The sequence below is a fragment of the Azospirillum sp. UENF 312511 genome (genome assembly GCF_058780635.1).
Genome location: NZ_JBSNCG010000001.1, coordinates 1,376,539 through 1,389,041 on the forward strand (window position 1 = coordinate 1,376,539; position 12,503 = coordinate 1,389,041).

The 12,503-nt window shown below is 67.5% G+C and carries 15 protein-coding genes; 7 read left to right on the forward strand and 8 right to left on the reverse strand.

Features of this window, described 5'->3' with window-relative positions:
- Window positions 1-57: 57 nt before the first annotated feature.
- Genes ACWPN7_RS06405 through ACWPN7_RS06435 form a run of 7 tightly spaced genes read right to left on the reverse strand, consistent with a single transcriptional unit; the run spans window position 58 to window position 7,899 of the window.
- Window positions 58-747, reverse strand: a complete 690-nt coding sequence (locus tag ACWPN7_RS06405; protein WP_492273183.1) for a hypothetical protein — start codon at window positions 745-747, stop codon at window positions 58-60.
- Window positions 737-3,655 carry a hypothetical protein gene (locus ACWPN7_RS06410; RefSeq protein ID WP_492273184.1) on the reverse strand — a complete coding sequence of 973 codons (2,919 nt, stop codon included), beginning with the start codon at window positions 3,653-3,655 and terminating at the stop codon, window positions 737-739. Before ACWPN7_RS06410 ends, ACWPN7_RS06405 begins: the two co-directional genes overlap by 11 nt.
- On the reverse strand, window positions 3,652-4,587 hold the full coding sequence (locus tag ACWPN7_RS06415; RefSeq protein ID WP_492273185.1) for a hypothetical protein: 936 nt from the start codon (window positions 4,585-4,587) through the stop codon (window positions 3,652-3,654). The genes ACWPN7_RS06410 and ACWPN7_RS06415 overlap by 4 nt, the downstream gene beginning before the upstream one ends.
- Window positions 4,584-5,240 (reverse strand): DUF1643 domain-containing protein, encoded by a 657-nt coding sequence (locus ACWPN7_RS06420; protein WP_492273186.1) that lies wholly within the window; start codon window positions 5,238-5,240, stop codon window positions 4,584-4,586. The genes ACWPN7_RS06415 and ACWPN7_RS06420 overlap by 4 nt, the downstream gene beginning before the upstream one ends.
- A 3-nt stretch (window positions 5,241-5,243) precedes the next feature.
- On the reverse strand, window positions 5,244-6,449 hold the full coding sequence (locus ACWPN7_RS06425) for a phosphoadenosine phosphosulfate reductase domain-containing protein (protein ID WP_492273187.1): 1,206 nt from the start codon (window positions 6,447-6,449) through the stop codon (window positions 5,244-5,246).
- Window positions 6,446-6,775: a hypothetical protein gene (locus tag ACWPN7_RS06430; RefSeq protein ID WP_492273188.1), complete on the reverse strand. Its 330-nt coding sequence runs from the start codon at window positions 6,773-6,775 to the stop codon at window positions 6,446-6,448. Before ACWPN7_RS06430 ends, ACWPN7_RS06425 begins: the two co-directional genes overlap by 4 nt.
- On the reverse strand, window positions 6,775-7,899 hold the full coding sequence (locus tag ACWPN7_RS06435) for an SNF2-related protein (protein ID WP_492273189.1): 1,125 nt from the start codon (window positions 7,897-7,899) through the stop codon (window positions 6,775-6,777). The genes ACWPN7_RS06430 and ACWPN7_RS06435 overlap by 1 nt, the downstream gene beginning before the upstream one ends.
- On the opposite strand from ACWPN7_RS06435, the gene ACWPN7_RS06440 reads away from it, so the two are divergent.
- Genes ACWPN7_RS06440 through ACWPN7_RS06450 form a run of 3 tightly spaced genes read left to right on the forward strand, consistent with a single transcriptional unit; the run spans window position 7,871 to window position 9,603 of the window.
- Complete coding sequence (locus tag ACWPN7_RS06440) at window positions 7,871-8,647, forward strand: hypothetical protein (protein ID WP_492273190.1); 777 nt, start codon at window positions 7,871-7,873, stop codon at window positions 8,645-8,647. The genes ACWPN7_RS06435 and ACWPN7_RS06440 overlap by 29 nt on opposite strands.
- On the forward strand, window positions 8,644-9,126 hold the full coding sequence (locus ACWPN7_RS06445; RefSeq protein ID WP_492273191.1) for a hypothetical protein: 483 nt from the start codon (window positions 8,644-8,646) through the stop codon (window positions 9,124-9,126). Before ACWPN7_RS06440 ends, ACWPN7_RS06445 begins: the two co-directional genes overlap by 4 nt.
- 6 nt (window positions 9,127-9,132) lie before the next feature.
- On the forward strand, window positions 9,133-9,603 hold the full coding sequence (locus tag ACWPN7_RS06450) for a hypothetical protein (RefSeq protein WP_492273192.1): 471 nt from the start codon (window positions 9,133-9,135) through the stop codon (window positions 9,601-9,603).
- Between the two features lie 11 nt (window positions 9,604-9,614).
- Here ACWPN7_RS06450 and ACWPN7_RS06455 read toward each other — a convergent pair whose 3' ends face one another.
- Window positions 9,615-10,499: an HNH endonuclease gene (locus ACWPN7_RS06455; protein WP_492273193.1), complete on the reverse strand. Its 885-nt coding sequence runs from the start codon at window positions 10,497-10,499 to the stop codon at window positions 9,615-9,617.
- Between the two features lie 96 nt (window positions 10,500-10,595).
- On the opposite strand from ACWPN7_RS06455, the gene ACWPN7_RS06460 reads away from it, so the two are divergent.
- The 4 genes from ACWPN7_RS06460 to ACWPN7_RS06475 are packed head-to-tail and all read left to right on the forward strand — an operon-like array spanning window position 10,596 to window position 12,492.
- Window positions 10,596-10,865 carry a hypothetical protein gene (locus ACWPN7_RS06460; protein WP_492273194.1) on the forward strand — a complete coding sequence of 90 codons (270 nt, stop codon included), beginning with the start codon at window positions 10,596-10,598 and terminating at the stop codon, window positions 10,863-10,865.
- Window positions 10,858-11,361, forward strand: coding sequence for an ASCH domain-containing protein (locus ACWPN7_RS06465; protein WP_492273195.1), 504 nt, complete (start codon window positions 10,858-10,860; stop codon window positions 11,359-11,361). Before ACWPN7_RS06460 ends, ACWPN7_RS06465 begins: the two co-directional genes overlap by 8 nt.
- Complete coding sequence (locus ACWPN7_RS06470; RefSeq protein WP_492273196.1) at window positions 11,351-12,100, forward strand: hypothetical protein; 750 nt, start codon at window positions 11,351-11,353, stop codon at window positions 12,098-12,100. Before ACWPN7_RS06465 ends, ACWPN7_RS06470 begins: the two co-directional genes overlap by 11 nt.
- A gap of 5 nt (window positions 12,101-12,105) precedes the next feature.
- Entirely contained in the window at window positions 12,106-12,492 is a 387-nt protein-coding gene (locus ACWPN7_RS06475) for a MerR family transcriptional regulator (protein ID WP_492273197.1), read from the forward strand.
- Window positions 12,493-12,503: the final 11 nt, after the last annotated feature.

Sequence of the window (12,503 nt, forward strand, 5' to 3'; positions counted from 1 at the left end):
AATGGCGCCTCGCAGGCGCCGGGATCGTGGACGGGGTGGGAGTCTTGTCGCGGGCGGTCAGGCCCGGAGGTGGGTACAGGCTTGGTAGACCTGGACGGCGGTCTCGGCGGCTTCGACGGCCACCAGCGCGCCGCGACGGCGTCCTTCCAGGTCGGCGTTCGTTGCCGTCCAGGCTGCGGCTGTGGCTCGGACCAGCGCGGCCACTTCGTCCAGGGTGGAGCCGGTGGTGGCGGCCTCCGCCGAGAGGTATGGGAACGGGCCGCTGTCGCCGGCCGCGTGCCGCTCCGCTTCCTCCTGCTTTTCCAGATAGGTCGCGGACTGCCCGACCGTCACGGTGATGTGCAGGCCGCGCAGGTCGCCGACGCGGGCGTTGATGAGGTCCACCGCGGCGGCCTTCAGTTCGGACAGCGGCACCACCGGGGCGGCGGGCGGCTCCGGGATCACCTCGCGCTCCCCGACCAAGTTTCCCTCGCGGTCATAGTCCTGGATCATCAAGGGGGCAGCCGACGGCAGCGCAGCAGCGACAAGCACTCGGACCGCCGCGTTGCCGGCCAGCACCGTGGCGATCTCCTCCGGCGTGGCGGCGAAGACATCGAGCGGCGCGTCCGGGCAGCGCGGGCCGAAGACAGCGGGCTCCAGCTCGTCGCCGGTCTCCGGGTCCAGAACCGCCGGCTGGATCTGCACCCAACGCCACTGGTACAGCAGGCGCCCACCCCGGTAGCTGTCGGGCATCTGGTCAGGCTGCATAGCTCGTCTCCTCCGACAGGCGGGTGATGGTGAAGGTGGCGTCCCACCTGATGCGCTTGCTCGCCACACCGGTCACGCGGGCGCTCACGGTCTGGCTGGCGGTGTCGATGGCCAGCGTCGCGTCCGCGGTGCTGGTCACCTCCGTATCCGTGCCGATGGTCTGCACAGAGCCCTGCAGCGCGACGTTGCCGCTGGCGTCCCGGTAACAAGTCGCCTTGCGGACGTAGCTCAGCCGCTCCGTGTCCGCGCCGCCGTAGACGCGCCCGATGATCCGCGCCTCCACCAGCACGGTTTCGCGCTCACCCACCAGAACCCGCGGCGCCAGATCGAGCGGGGTCGCATCGGTGGTTACGCCGCGGGCGACGAAGCCGCCGCCGATCGGGCGCGTGCCACCGGACAAAATCGCCTCCTTGCCGGGCAACGCGTCAATCAGCGCCGCCGCCTGTGCCGCCGTCCCGATCAGCAGTACCCCGCCGCGCAGGCTGCCGCCCTTATGGCTGTTGGAGGTGGTGGACGTGATGGTGCTGGTCGAGTGATAAGCGGCTCGATTGAGGTCTCGGAAGATGTTCGAGCCCGCACCTGTGCAGACCAGCAGCCGCTCGGTGAGTGGGTCGCGATCCAGCGCGGTTACGGTGTTGCTGCCAGCCAACAGGCACTTGGCGTCCTGCCGCATAAGCCTCACCTCGTCCCGATAAACCCGGCGGATTTGAGCGGGCGACAGCGTGCCAGCACCCCACCGCACCATGGTGATGCCGCCGGATGCGGGGGATGTTCCACCGATGGCGCAGCCGATCCGCGTGACGGCGCCGGCCAGATTGGTGTTGATGGCCGGTCCCGTGGCACTGCCAACCCGCGTGTCGTTGACCCACAGTTCCAGCACACCGCCGACCCGCTGCGCGACAAGGAGAGTCGGGGTAGCCGATGTCACCCCGCCGGATGCGGTCGCGGAATCAACGATGGTGAACTGATAGCTTCCGCCGGACGCGGCCAGCCGGACAAGGCCGGTTGGCAGGCCGCTGGTCCCGCGCTCGATCAGAGAACCGGTGGTGGCCGTCGTCCAGAGAGCGACCCAGAAGTCACCCGTGCCCACGTCCAGGTCGCTGGTGTAGGGCTGTTCCAGGTAAGCGTCCGACGCCCAGCCGGACCACAGCACCACCTCGGCCCCAGTTGCCACCGGGTTGCGCTGGGGTGTGCCGTAAATCGCCGTCCCCTTGCCCTTGTAGCTGCGGTCGGCGACCGCCACCCGACAGGACACCTCGTCCACCGTACCTGCTGGCGTTGTGGACCCTTTATAAAACTTCAGATAGGTCGTGGTACGAGTGGCCGTAAACTGTATGGCTTGCGCCCCAACCGGTAGATTGGTCGCAGGATAGACGTCCGTCGCCCCGGCCACCGTGCCCACCGATACGGTCACCGGCCCGCCGCCAACCGTCACGGGCACGAGGTAAGTCTGACCGACAACGGTGGTGAGCGCCTGTTCGATGCCGCCATACGCCGCACCGCCGAACTGCGCCACCCCGCCTACCCACGCTGCGTTGCCACTCACGACCCATCCGGACAGGTCGGCGTCGAAGCGGCCGTTGACGATCAGGTCACCCGACCCGGTGATGCTGCCTGTCGTGGCGTCGCAGAGCACAGCCAGCCGGATGTCTCCCGGCAACCACCCCGTGGCGAAGGAAGTTGCGACGTGGGCGATCAGCCCGTTTGCCGGGTTGGCTTCGTCCTCGACCAGCAGGGAAACGCCCGTGCTGGTGCCCAGAGCGCCGGGTGCGACCGCTGTCGCCGTGCCACCAATGTGCGCCAGCAGCTTCGTGCCCGCGCCGTTGTTGTAGTAGCCCTGCCGCCACACCGCGCGGTCCATAGTGGAGTACGGCAGGGGGCCGACTTCGAACCTCTGGTCCGAGCCCGCGAGAAACGCGCAGAGGCGGCCCGCGCCAAAGAACGCGACGCCCGTGTACGCCCCACCAGTGATATTCGCGACCGCCCCGGACGGGTGGATCACGCTGAAGCCGCCGTCCGTCGCCGCCGCGATGGTCGGGATCGGCAGGCCCGCCTGATCCAGCGGAGCGCCGGGCTGAACGCGGGGGCGCACGAAATTGACGGGAATGCCCGCGATGGCCGCGCCAGCCATTGGAGAAGAGACGCCCAGCCCGGCGGCACGTTGCGCGATGGTGCCGGGAATCCACCCACTGAAGACATCCGAACCGGTCCGGAAAAGCGCCCGATCCGTCGCGAAGTTGACCTCGCACAGCCAGTCCGTCCCGCCAACATACAGCCGCCCATTCAGCGCGGCGGCGGTGGTGAAGACGCGCGACCCCGTGTTGGAAATGCCCAGAATATTGCGGGAGGACGAGGTCGGCGCAGGGAACGTCATCCACATGCGGGGACCACCCGTGGGATCGAGATCCAGCGCGTCGTAGATGACCAGCGACGTGGCGCGCAGCACGAGCAGCGCCACGAGCGGAAAGTCCCGCTTAATGCCTCGCGTGCTGGTGCCCAGCGTCTCGGCATGCCAGGACAGGTGCGCACAGCGCCCCGGTTCGTTCCAGCGCCCACCGTCCGGCAGCCGGTCGTCAAGGCGGGTGTCGTAAACGATCGTTGCCACGATGTCCGTTGCCGACAGCAGCAGCTTGTCAACCGCCGGGAAGGCGAGCGCGCTGGTGGAGCCTGTGGTGATCTGCGCCACCAGCGCCTGACAAAGCTGGTAGACCGTGGCAATGCTCGCCTGCGCCGCGACGAAGTTGGCCTGCGACAGGTAGACAGCCATGTCGTCCAGGCCCTGGGCGATCAGCCCCAGCGCCCGAGGGAAGTTGGCCTCCATGCCGCCAGGGCCGTCCAGGCCTCCGGCATTGGTACCGGGATTGTAAACGTCGCCGTTGATGGCGCGCAGTTCGCTCTGCGTCGTCATGTGGTGATCTCCTCAAGCGAGGTGCTGCTGCTGGTGTAGGAGGAGGCGAACCAGCGGTTGGCGTGGTCGCCGCGCCGCTGGAAGAGGCCGCCGTAGCGGAAGCAGGCCGCCGGATCGTCGATGTTGGGGAGCCAGACCACCGGCTTCGAATAGTCCACACGCCGGGCCAGGTCGAACAGGCTGTCGCGCATCTGCCGGCCGTTGACCTGCCGAGGTACCGTCACCGTGCGGTACCCGGTCCCAGGCTCTACCGACACCCCGCCACCGGGGAAGCGCGTCACCTCGTCGGTCGACACGTAGCCGTCCTCGGCGTCGAGCGAGCGCCAGAACTGGAGGCTGTCGGAGATCCAGCCATAGCCCAGGCTGTAGGAGGCCGCGTCGGTTCCGTCCGGCGCCGCAGCGCCTCCATAGAAGGTCCACCGGCAGGACCTAACCCGGCAGTAGGGCACCATCACATGGATGTTGGTCGGGTAGAGGGCGAAATCCTCGGTCGGCAAGTCGCCGCGGAACAGGTTGCTGTCGCCCCACCGAAGCTGCCGCCAGTCCAGCAGAGACGGCACCACCGCCCGATCCCGGCCCGTCGTGGGATTCCTCGTGTCGTACAGCGGCCCCGTGAACGTGGCCGAGGCGAACAGCTCCAGCCGGTACCGGGCAGCCTGCCGGAAGTTGGTGCGGAAAAATCCTGCATAGGTGCAGGCGTAGCGCTCCGTGAACGCCGCCTGGATCACCACGGGGTTCAGGCCGCAGACGAACTTGCTCCCGTCATGCTCCATAGCCGGGCATGGCCCGCGATCGGGCGAGGCGCCGATCATCATGACAGCGACGGCGCACGGCTCCGCAGCACAGCACAGACCGCAGCCGTTGCAGGCTGTCCCTTGGGCCGGCTTGACCGGTGCGGGGGTTATGTGGATCAGGGTCCGAAGGTCGGTCATGGCGTGGCGCCCTCCAGCAGGGGGTGGACAAGGCCAGCGGCGAACCCTTGCCATGGCTGGGGCTTCGCGCCCTCGGGCACCCGCCATTTCCCGCGGGCCAGGGGATGCCGAGGTGAGCCCTCGTCGTTGGTGGCGAGGCAGTGGAGCCGTTCGTCGGCGTCGACGTCGCTGGGCTGGCCGAACGCCTCCAGCACCGTATCGAGCATCACCGGCTGGCGTCGGACGATCTCGGCTCCGAAGGCGACGACGCGAAGCGCCGCGCCTCGAGCTGCCTTTTCCACCGTTCCGAGGTTCGCCTGCCAAGCGTCGCGGGCGCGCCAGTCCGGCCCGTCGTTCTGCCAATTCAGCCACGGCCACAGCTCCGCCGGCTTGCTGGAGCGAAACGGCGCGAAGTTGACGACGATCGCGCCGGGGTAACCCCAGGCGTGGGTGAACTCGATCACGCGCCAGGACGTGGGATCGTCGCGCAGGTCGTCGGCAGTGCTGGGGTTGCACATCAGCCACGCGACCAGGGGGCCGGGCCCCCAGCGGCGGACCAACGTGCTCCGGAACCGAAGGTCTCCCACCGATTCTCTGGTGATGCCGGACGGGCGCTTGCTGGGCTTGGCGATGGTCTCGCCGGTGAAGAATGATGCTTGTGCATGGGTGGTCATGACTCACCTCACCAGCAGCGGCTGAATTAGGCCGTCGCGGTAGACTTGGTCGAGCGGCACATCACCAACGGGCTCGTCGCCGTCCCAGCCCTGCGGCCACGTTTCGGCGGCGATCAGTTCGCGGATGCGGGCCTCTTCCTCTGGATTGATGAAGTCGATCCGTGGACGGCCAAGTCGGTCAGCGGCCTCGTTGCACCGGCGCTGAATGTCCAGCACCCGCTCCAGACCCATCCGCCGGGCCTCGAGTGTCAGGGGACCGAGACGTTGCTTGTTCTTCCCGCCAGTCGCGTTGCCTTCGCTGTCGATGCCGGGCTTGCGCAGGCGGTGCTTCGCCTTCTTCAGCTCGCGGTACAGGGGCTTCAGCTCGCGCAGCGGCGCGAGGTAGGCCCACTTCGGAGACTTAAGAACCGTCTCCAGCGCAAGGTCACGGCTGGCGAGAGCACAACCAGTGCAGCCGGTCCGGGCGTTGATCTCCTCCGCCTCGTCACCGCCATAGGCGTCCGCGACATCCGCGGTCGCCCAGCCCAGCGCCGGGGCCTCGAACATGAGCCAGTCCCAGACTTGGCAGACGCGCCAGTGCAGGATGGGCGCGAGGGTGGCGATGCGGCCGCGCATGCCTGGGGCTTCAGGCAGCACCTCTTGATACCACCCCTGCCCGCACTCGGCGCCATCCTTGCCGCAGCTCATCTTGATCCGGGCGTCGCGAACCGCGCTTTCACCTTCACGAACGCCAGTGATCATCAGGACGGTGCCGGGCACCTCGGCCAGCAGGTCCTCCAACACCGCCTGCATCGGCTCCACCTTGATCTGGCGGGTGCACCAGCGGAACGAGTTCGACGGCGGCGGCACGCCGCGCCCGAGCATGTAGACCATCATGCGCAGGTCCATAGGCGCCAGGGCCGTTCGGACGGTCACGCCGCGTGCCTCGAGCTGTCGGGTGATCTGCTGGCCCGCGATGGCCAGCGGCGGCAACTCCATCCTCGTGTCTGCACCGAGAACCGTCAGGGACTTCGGCGCCGGGACGCGACCGGTGGCGATCAGGTGGTCGACAACCGTCAGCGTTGTCGTGCTGTCCTTCCCCCATGACCAGCCGATGGCCCAGTGATCATGCTGTGGACCGTAGGCGCACAGGCTCTGGGCCGTCAGTTCAATGGCCTCAGGAAGCGTCGTGCGCATGTCGTCCCAGAGGGTTGCTTGGGCGCGGGTCACAGCCCACCTCCCGCCAGCCGGCGCCGGGCCGAGGTGGTGAGGTCCACCGCAAGCGCCAGGGCGTCGAGCGGCTTCAGGTCGATCGCCTGCAGCTGGCCATCCTCACCGACCAGAGCAAGCACCAGCGGCATGTCGGGAACGTCGTAGATGACCGGGCGCGCCGCCGTCAGGCCGGGCGGCGGGTTAGCCACAGCCTCCGCCGCCAGCAGTGCGATATGCACGTTGGCGACCGCCTCATGGGTCGCGCCGCCGCGCGCTGCAAGATGAACGAGATGATGACGGCCCTGCCGCAGATCGGCGATTAGGGCGGGGATGTCGCGGGGCATTATGCTCGCCTCCCGAGATAGCGCGCAGCGAGGCGCTGGAGTTTCGATGTGTCGGCGTCGGGGGCGATGGGGTCGCTGTGCGGGTCGTTGATGCCGTGGGCTTCAGCGGCCTTCAGGCCCAGCACTTCCATGATGACCGGATCGCTGCCCTCGTCCGCAACGAGGTAGAGCGCGGTCACCGGCTGGGTCTGACCATCGCGGTCCAGTCGCCAAATGAGCTGTTGGTGCATGCCGGGCGACCAATCGAGTTCGCCCTTGACGATGGTGGAGAAGCGGCTTTGCAGCCCGTCCAGGCCGGCGCCGGAGCGCAGCGACATGATGAACAGGTTCGTCTCGCCGCTGATGGCGGCCTTCACCGCCCGGTTCTTCTGGGCCGCCGATTCCGTGCCGGTGTAGAGGACCGGGTTGAAGTCCTTCAGTTCCTCCAGCCAGATGTCGTAGACGTCACGGTGCCAGCCGACCAGCACCACCGGATCCTCCGCCTCCAGCAGCATCCGGACGTACTGCGCCACGCCGCGCGCCTTGGCGACCCCGGTCGCGTGCCGGACGCGGGCGTCCAGTTCGCGGACGGCCCGGCCCCGCTCCTCGAAGGAGCCGGAGACGGAGGTCAGGGCGAGCTGACGGGCGATGTCCTCGACCGCGTTCAGGGCCTTCTGGTCCCAATCGACGCGCTGCACGATCCGGCTGACCGGCGGAAGCTGCTGGCCGATATCGGCCTTCGTGCGCCGAAGGTAGAAGTGGTTTTCCCGCAGGTAGGTGCCGAGCGCCTTAGCGTCCTTCAGGCGGCCCTCAGAGGTCCATTCCCGGAAGAAATCCTCCGCCGAACCCAGCACCTCCGGATCGAGGAATCGGGCAACAGCATAGATTTCCCGGCCCCAATTGTAGATGGGTGTGCCGGTCAGACCGATGCGCCACTGGACATGTTCGGACAGCACCAGTGCCGCGCAGCCTTTGGCACTCTCCACACCGGTCCGCAGCTCCTGGATTTCGTCATAGACGACGGTCCGGAAAATCCCTTGCGCAAAGATGTCCGCCCAGCCGGATAGCTGGCTGTAGCGGAACACATAGACGTCCGACGGCGGGAGGTTGTAGGGCTTGGTGCCGCGGATCGCGTGGCACCGCATCAACATCGCCGCCGGCAACGCCTCGCACGCCAAGAAGCAGCTCGACGCCGCCAACCAGACCGCGGCAGATGCCCAGCGTGCGCATCAGGCCGCCCACAGCGCTTCCCAGCGGCTGACCGCACTGAAGGCCAAGGGCGGCACCGGCAGCGCCGCCGATGTCCAGGCCACGCGCGACCGGCTGGCTCTGGCTCAACGCCGGCACGCCGCGCTGAAGGCGAGTCTGGAAGCCCATGAGCTGTCCAAGCAGCTGGCCGTGAACGCGCTGGTGCAGACCCTGCTTTCGCCGGAGGGCCTGCGCAAGTCGAAGCTGCTGAAGGTGCTGGACACCTTCAACGGCGGCCCGCTGGCCGAGCTGTGTTCCGCCGCCGGCTGGCAGCCGGTCCGGATCGAGCCGGATCTGTCCGTCACCTATGGCGGGCGCGCCTACCCGCTGCTGTCCGGTCTCGGCCCCCAGCTCTCCAGCGACCAGTTCCGCGTGCGCGCCGTCCTGCAGGTCGCCCTGGCCAAGGTGGAAGGGCACGGCCTGGTCATCATCGACGCCGCCGATGTGCTGGATCATCTGGGGCGCGGCGGCCTGATCCAGATGCTGCGCGCCGCCGATGTGTCCGCCGTGGTGTGCATGACCTTCGGCAAGCCCGACCTCGTGCCGGACCTGCAGGCCGCGGGCATGGGCATGTCCTACTGGATCGATGGCGGCATCGCGCGTCCGCTGGCCGAGGTGAAGGCCGTCAAGCAGGAGGCTGCATGATGGACGAACTTACCCGCCTCACCGGCATCACCCCGACCGGCCGGCACCTCAGCAGCCCCTTCGAGCCGACACAGGAGGTCCGCCACACCAACCGCCACATCCGCGCCTGCGCCACTATGGCCCCGCCACCCGGCGAGGTCACGGTGCCGGAGCAGGAGCACCCCAATGGCCGCGTCGCCTTCCCCACCGTCGTGCAGTACCAGCTGAAGCGTTGGGACCCCGCGGCGCAGGCCTACATGCCGGCGGAGCTGGTCGACCTGCCGCCGACCTTCGAGACGCACCCCGACGAGCATGCCCACGATCTCGCCCGGAAGGCTGGCCAGCAGCCGCGCCCGGCCACCCTGCCCTATGTGGCCGTGGTGCACGACCTGGACGCCTACGACCGGCTGAAGGCCACGGGTGTCCTGCATGCCGCGCACATGACGGCGCCGATGGACGAGCGCACGGCGGTGGACAACCGCGCTGCGCCGGGGGCGTGACGAGCTATGCCCAATCGTCCTCTTTCGCCCGACGCCAAGCCCCTGAACTCGGAAGCCATCGGCCACCGCGTTTGGACCGATGCCGAGTACCGCATCATCACCACGAAGGGATGGTCGACCGTCAGCGGCAAGGCCCAAGGCTTCTTCGGCGTCCACCCTGACCAGTGCACTGGCCTGCACATGCTGACCCACCTGCCGACCGGCGTGTCGCTGGGCGGCGCCACGTTGCCGGAAGCCCCCCGGCGTGCCGCGACCGCGGTCAAGAACATGTGGGACTGGAGCTTCACCGACTACAGCGGGCAGCCGACGCTGGAATCCATCATGGCGATCCGGATCGCCCTGAAGAGCCATGGCCTGACCCATCCCGACAACGCGCCGCGATGGACCGGCCCGAAGGTGATCGAGCAGCTGGCGGCGGCTGGACCTGCCGGCCGGCCGCCCGTCCCCTCCGCTTCCGCCACCAGGGAGGCGCTGTGATGAACAGCAGCCTAGGCCATAACACGCTTTCGCGTTGTTCGATTAGGAGGCTCGACCGAGGCCACGGCATACTCGAACTGCAGGATTGCCTCACCCAGTGCCTCGTTGATGTCCTTGCCATCCGCGCCATGATGGATGCGTCGGTGGCAGGTTGGGCATACCCCTGCGACGTAGCGAGGATCGTCTGGACCACCATCGCTCACGCGTCGGATGTGATGTGGCTCCAGGTATGGTTCACCATTGGCTCGCATGAATGGAGCAGGCGACTTGCAGCACTCGCAGATGCCGGCGGCACGCGCAAGCACATATCGGCGCACCACCTCGCTGCGCTGGTAAACACGCCGGCGAGCACCTTCGGCTGGCTCGTCTTCACCAGTGGATGCAGCTCCCATTGCGGCGCTCCGAAGAGCCGCCAGATCGACCCCATAGGCACTGTGGTCTACCTCAGCCTCCGCAGCGTCAGCATCATGGAGCGCCTCTACCGGCACCAGGTTGAAGACGATCCCACTCCTCATGTTCCCACGGCGATCTGGTGTCGGTTCTCTGGTTGTACTTACACAGACAAATTGGCCGAGGAACCTCAGCATGCCGGACCGATCCTGCTTCCGGAAGAGGAGCAAATCCTCTCCCTCGGCGACATGATCGCGGATGGCTTTGTTTCCGGAGGTGAAGGTCATATCGCCTTCTTGGCCTTCGCCGAAGTAACGGAAAACCTGGCCATCGCTAGTCCAGCCATCGAGATATCCGTGCTGGACCCCGCTTTCCCCGGTGATTGCAAATATGACTGGGTACTTCGACGGTGTGATGATGCCACCCTGGCGCTGACCGCCGTAGGGCTCGTGGAGATCGCGCCGGCGATTGTAACGATGATCTCGAACGAAGTTTCCAAAGGTCATGTACGAAGCCTAAAACTTGGATTGTGTGGACACGCCTACTCCACCATCCCGTGTTGCGCTGAGGCCCGCAAGCGGGAATGTACTAGACCCCTCATCGTGCAACTCGATCACTGGGCCATCGCCTGGAACCTAGTCGCACCCCATAGGGCACAGGCGCAAATCAACCACGGCCAGACCCTGAAACTGCTTGCCGAACGCGGCGGCCTCGCGCCCTGCGAGTTGCTGGCCGTGCTGGAGGATCGCCCCCACCGCCGCTTGCACCTGGAAGAGGCCATCCGGCAGGTCCGGGCGCTGATCGAGGCGTTCGAGCTGGGTGCGGCGAGCGTTCGGGGCGGCGCCGGGCGAATGGAGGCTGCCGATGCGTGACCCCCTCACCCTGCCCACGAAGGCCCTCTCTATCCGCGCGCCCTGGTGGTGGGCGATCCTGCACGCGGGCAAGGACATCGAGAACCGCGGCTGGCCGACCGGCTACCGCGGCTCGGTCCTGGTCCACGCCTCGTCCTGGTGGCGCCAGGAGGAGGCGATGGAGGACGCCGAGGAGGCGGCCAGCATTATGCGCTCGACCGGCTTCCGCCCGCTCGACAGCGTGTTCCCTAAGGACGACGACGGCCAGCCGGACCGTCGCCTTACCCCCTCCATGCTGAAGGCGGCCGGCGGCTGCATCGTCGGCGTGGTCGAGATCGTGGATTGCGTGAGCCGGTCGGACAGCCCCTGGTTCTTCGGGCGGTTCGGCTTCTTGCTGCGCAACCCGGTGGCCTTCGCCCAGCCGGTCCCGTGCAAGGGGGCGCTGAGCTTCTTCAGCCCGGCGCCGGAGGTGATGGACGCGGTGCGCCAGCAGGTGGAGGCGCCCCATGCCCCGTGAACTGCCCATCAACCTCGGGGACCAAGATATCCGCGCGTTGCTGGATGGTCGGAAGAAGCAGCACCGAATCGCGCTGAAGCAGCAACCGCCGGCCGAGTGCGGGATCAACTACATGCTCGGCGAGGAGTCGTGGCTGCCGATCGAGAAGCGGACCCCGGTGCGCCGAGCCTTCGAGGCATGGACCGGCCCGCTCTTCCAGAACCGACCGGCTGGGCACCTGTGCGGCAGTTTCGACATCACGCCGCGTTTCCAGCCCAGGGATCGGCTGTGGGTGCGGGAGAACTTCGCCACATCCGACGCCTACGCCGGTCCCGGCATTCTCGGTGTGGAGTATGCGGCTGACGGCGCCACGCTGGCCTACGCCAACGGCGAGTTGCACCACAAGGAGCACGGCTGCGCCCAGTACACCGGGCCATGGAAGCCCTCCATCCACATGCCCCGCTGGGCCAGCCGGCTCACGCTGGTGGTGGAGCAGGTGCGGGTCGAGCGGCTCCAGGACATCACCCGCGAGGACGTCTATGCCGAGGGCGCCATCACGGACGAATGGCTCCAATGGCGGGAGGATGCCGGGAACATCGGTATGCCGGAGGGATCGAGCATCGAGGATGAGCGCGATGTGTTCGCCCGGCTCTGGACCAGCCTCCACGGCGCCGACGCCTGGGACGCCAACCCGTGGGTGGTCGCCCTGACCTTCGCCGTCCACCGCACGAACATCGACAAGCTGGAGGCTCGGGAGTGACGACGATGCATAAGCCGACCCCCGCGACGGAACTGTGCCTCGACGTCGCCCGCGCCACCATGCGGGTGAAGCCTGCAACTGGCGGACTCCCACTCGCCAGCACAGTCGGTTCCGACCTCGCCGACATTCTAGCGCTGGAACTGGCCAGCCGTCTCGCCGCGGTCATGCCCTCGGCCCTGGTCCGCACCATCGGTGAAGACCTTCTCGAAGGGGCCGACGCCATTGCCGAGTTCGTCTATGGCGACGCGGCGGACAAGCGCAAGGTCTATCACCTCGTTCAAAACGGGCGTTTCCCTGCCTTTCGCCTGGGCGACAAGGTGTGTGCGCGGAAGTCCACCGTTCTGGAATGGATCAAGCAGCAGGAGGAAAGCGGCACCTCCTCTGAGCGGTGACGCGCCACGTT

Coding starts and splice junctions, on each gene's coding strand:
- ACWPN7_RS06465 (WP_492273195.1), top strand. CDS start 10,858: ATGCGTGACCCCCTCACCCTGCCCACGAAGGCCCTCTCTATCCGCGCG.
- ACWPN7_RS06415 (WP_492273185.1), bottom strand. CDS start 4,587: ATGACCGACCTTCGGACCCTGATCCACATAACCCCCGCACCGGTCAAG.
- ACWPN7_RS06435 (WP_492273189.1), bottom strand. CDS start 7,899: ATGCGGTGCCACGCGATCCGCGGCACCAAGCCCTACAACCTCCCGCCG.
- ACWPN7_RS06450 (WP_492273192.1), top strand. CDS start 9,133: ATGCCCAATCGTCCTCTTTCGCCCGACGCCAAGCCCCTGAACTCGGAA.
- ACWPN7_RS06475 (WP_492273197.1), top strand. CDS start 12,106: ATGCATAAGCCGACCCCCGCGACGGAACTGTGCCTCGACGTCGCCCGC.
- ACWPN7_RS06405 (WP_492273183.1), bottom strand. CDS start 747: ATGCAGCCTGACCAGATGCCCGACAGCTACCGGGGTGGGCGCCTGCTG.
- ACWPN7_RS06445 (WP_492273191.1), top strand. CDS start 8,644: ATGATGGACGAACTTACCCGCCTCACCGGCATCACCCCGACCGGCCGG.
- ACWPN7_RS06410 (WP_492273184.1), bottom strand. CDS start 3,655: ATGACGACGCAGAGCGAACTGCGCGCCATCAACGGCGACGTTTACAAT.
- ACWPN7_RS06420 (WP_492273186.1), bottom strand. CDS start 5,240: ATGACCACCCATGCACAAGCATCATTCTTCACCGGCGAGACCATCGCC.
- ACWPN7_RS06430 (WP_492273188.1), bottom strand. CDS start 6,775: ATGCCCCGCGACATCCCCGCCCTAATCGCCGATCTGCGGCAGGGCCGT.
- ACWPN7_RS06470 (WP_492273196.1), top strand. CDS start 11,351: ATGCCCCGTGAACTGCCCATCAACCTCGGGGACCAAGATATCCGCGCG.
- ACWPN7_RS06455 (WP_492273193.1), bottom strand. CDS start 10,499: ATGACCTTTGGAAACTTCGTTCGAGATCATCGTTACAATCGCCGGCGC.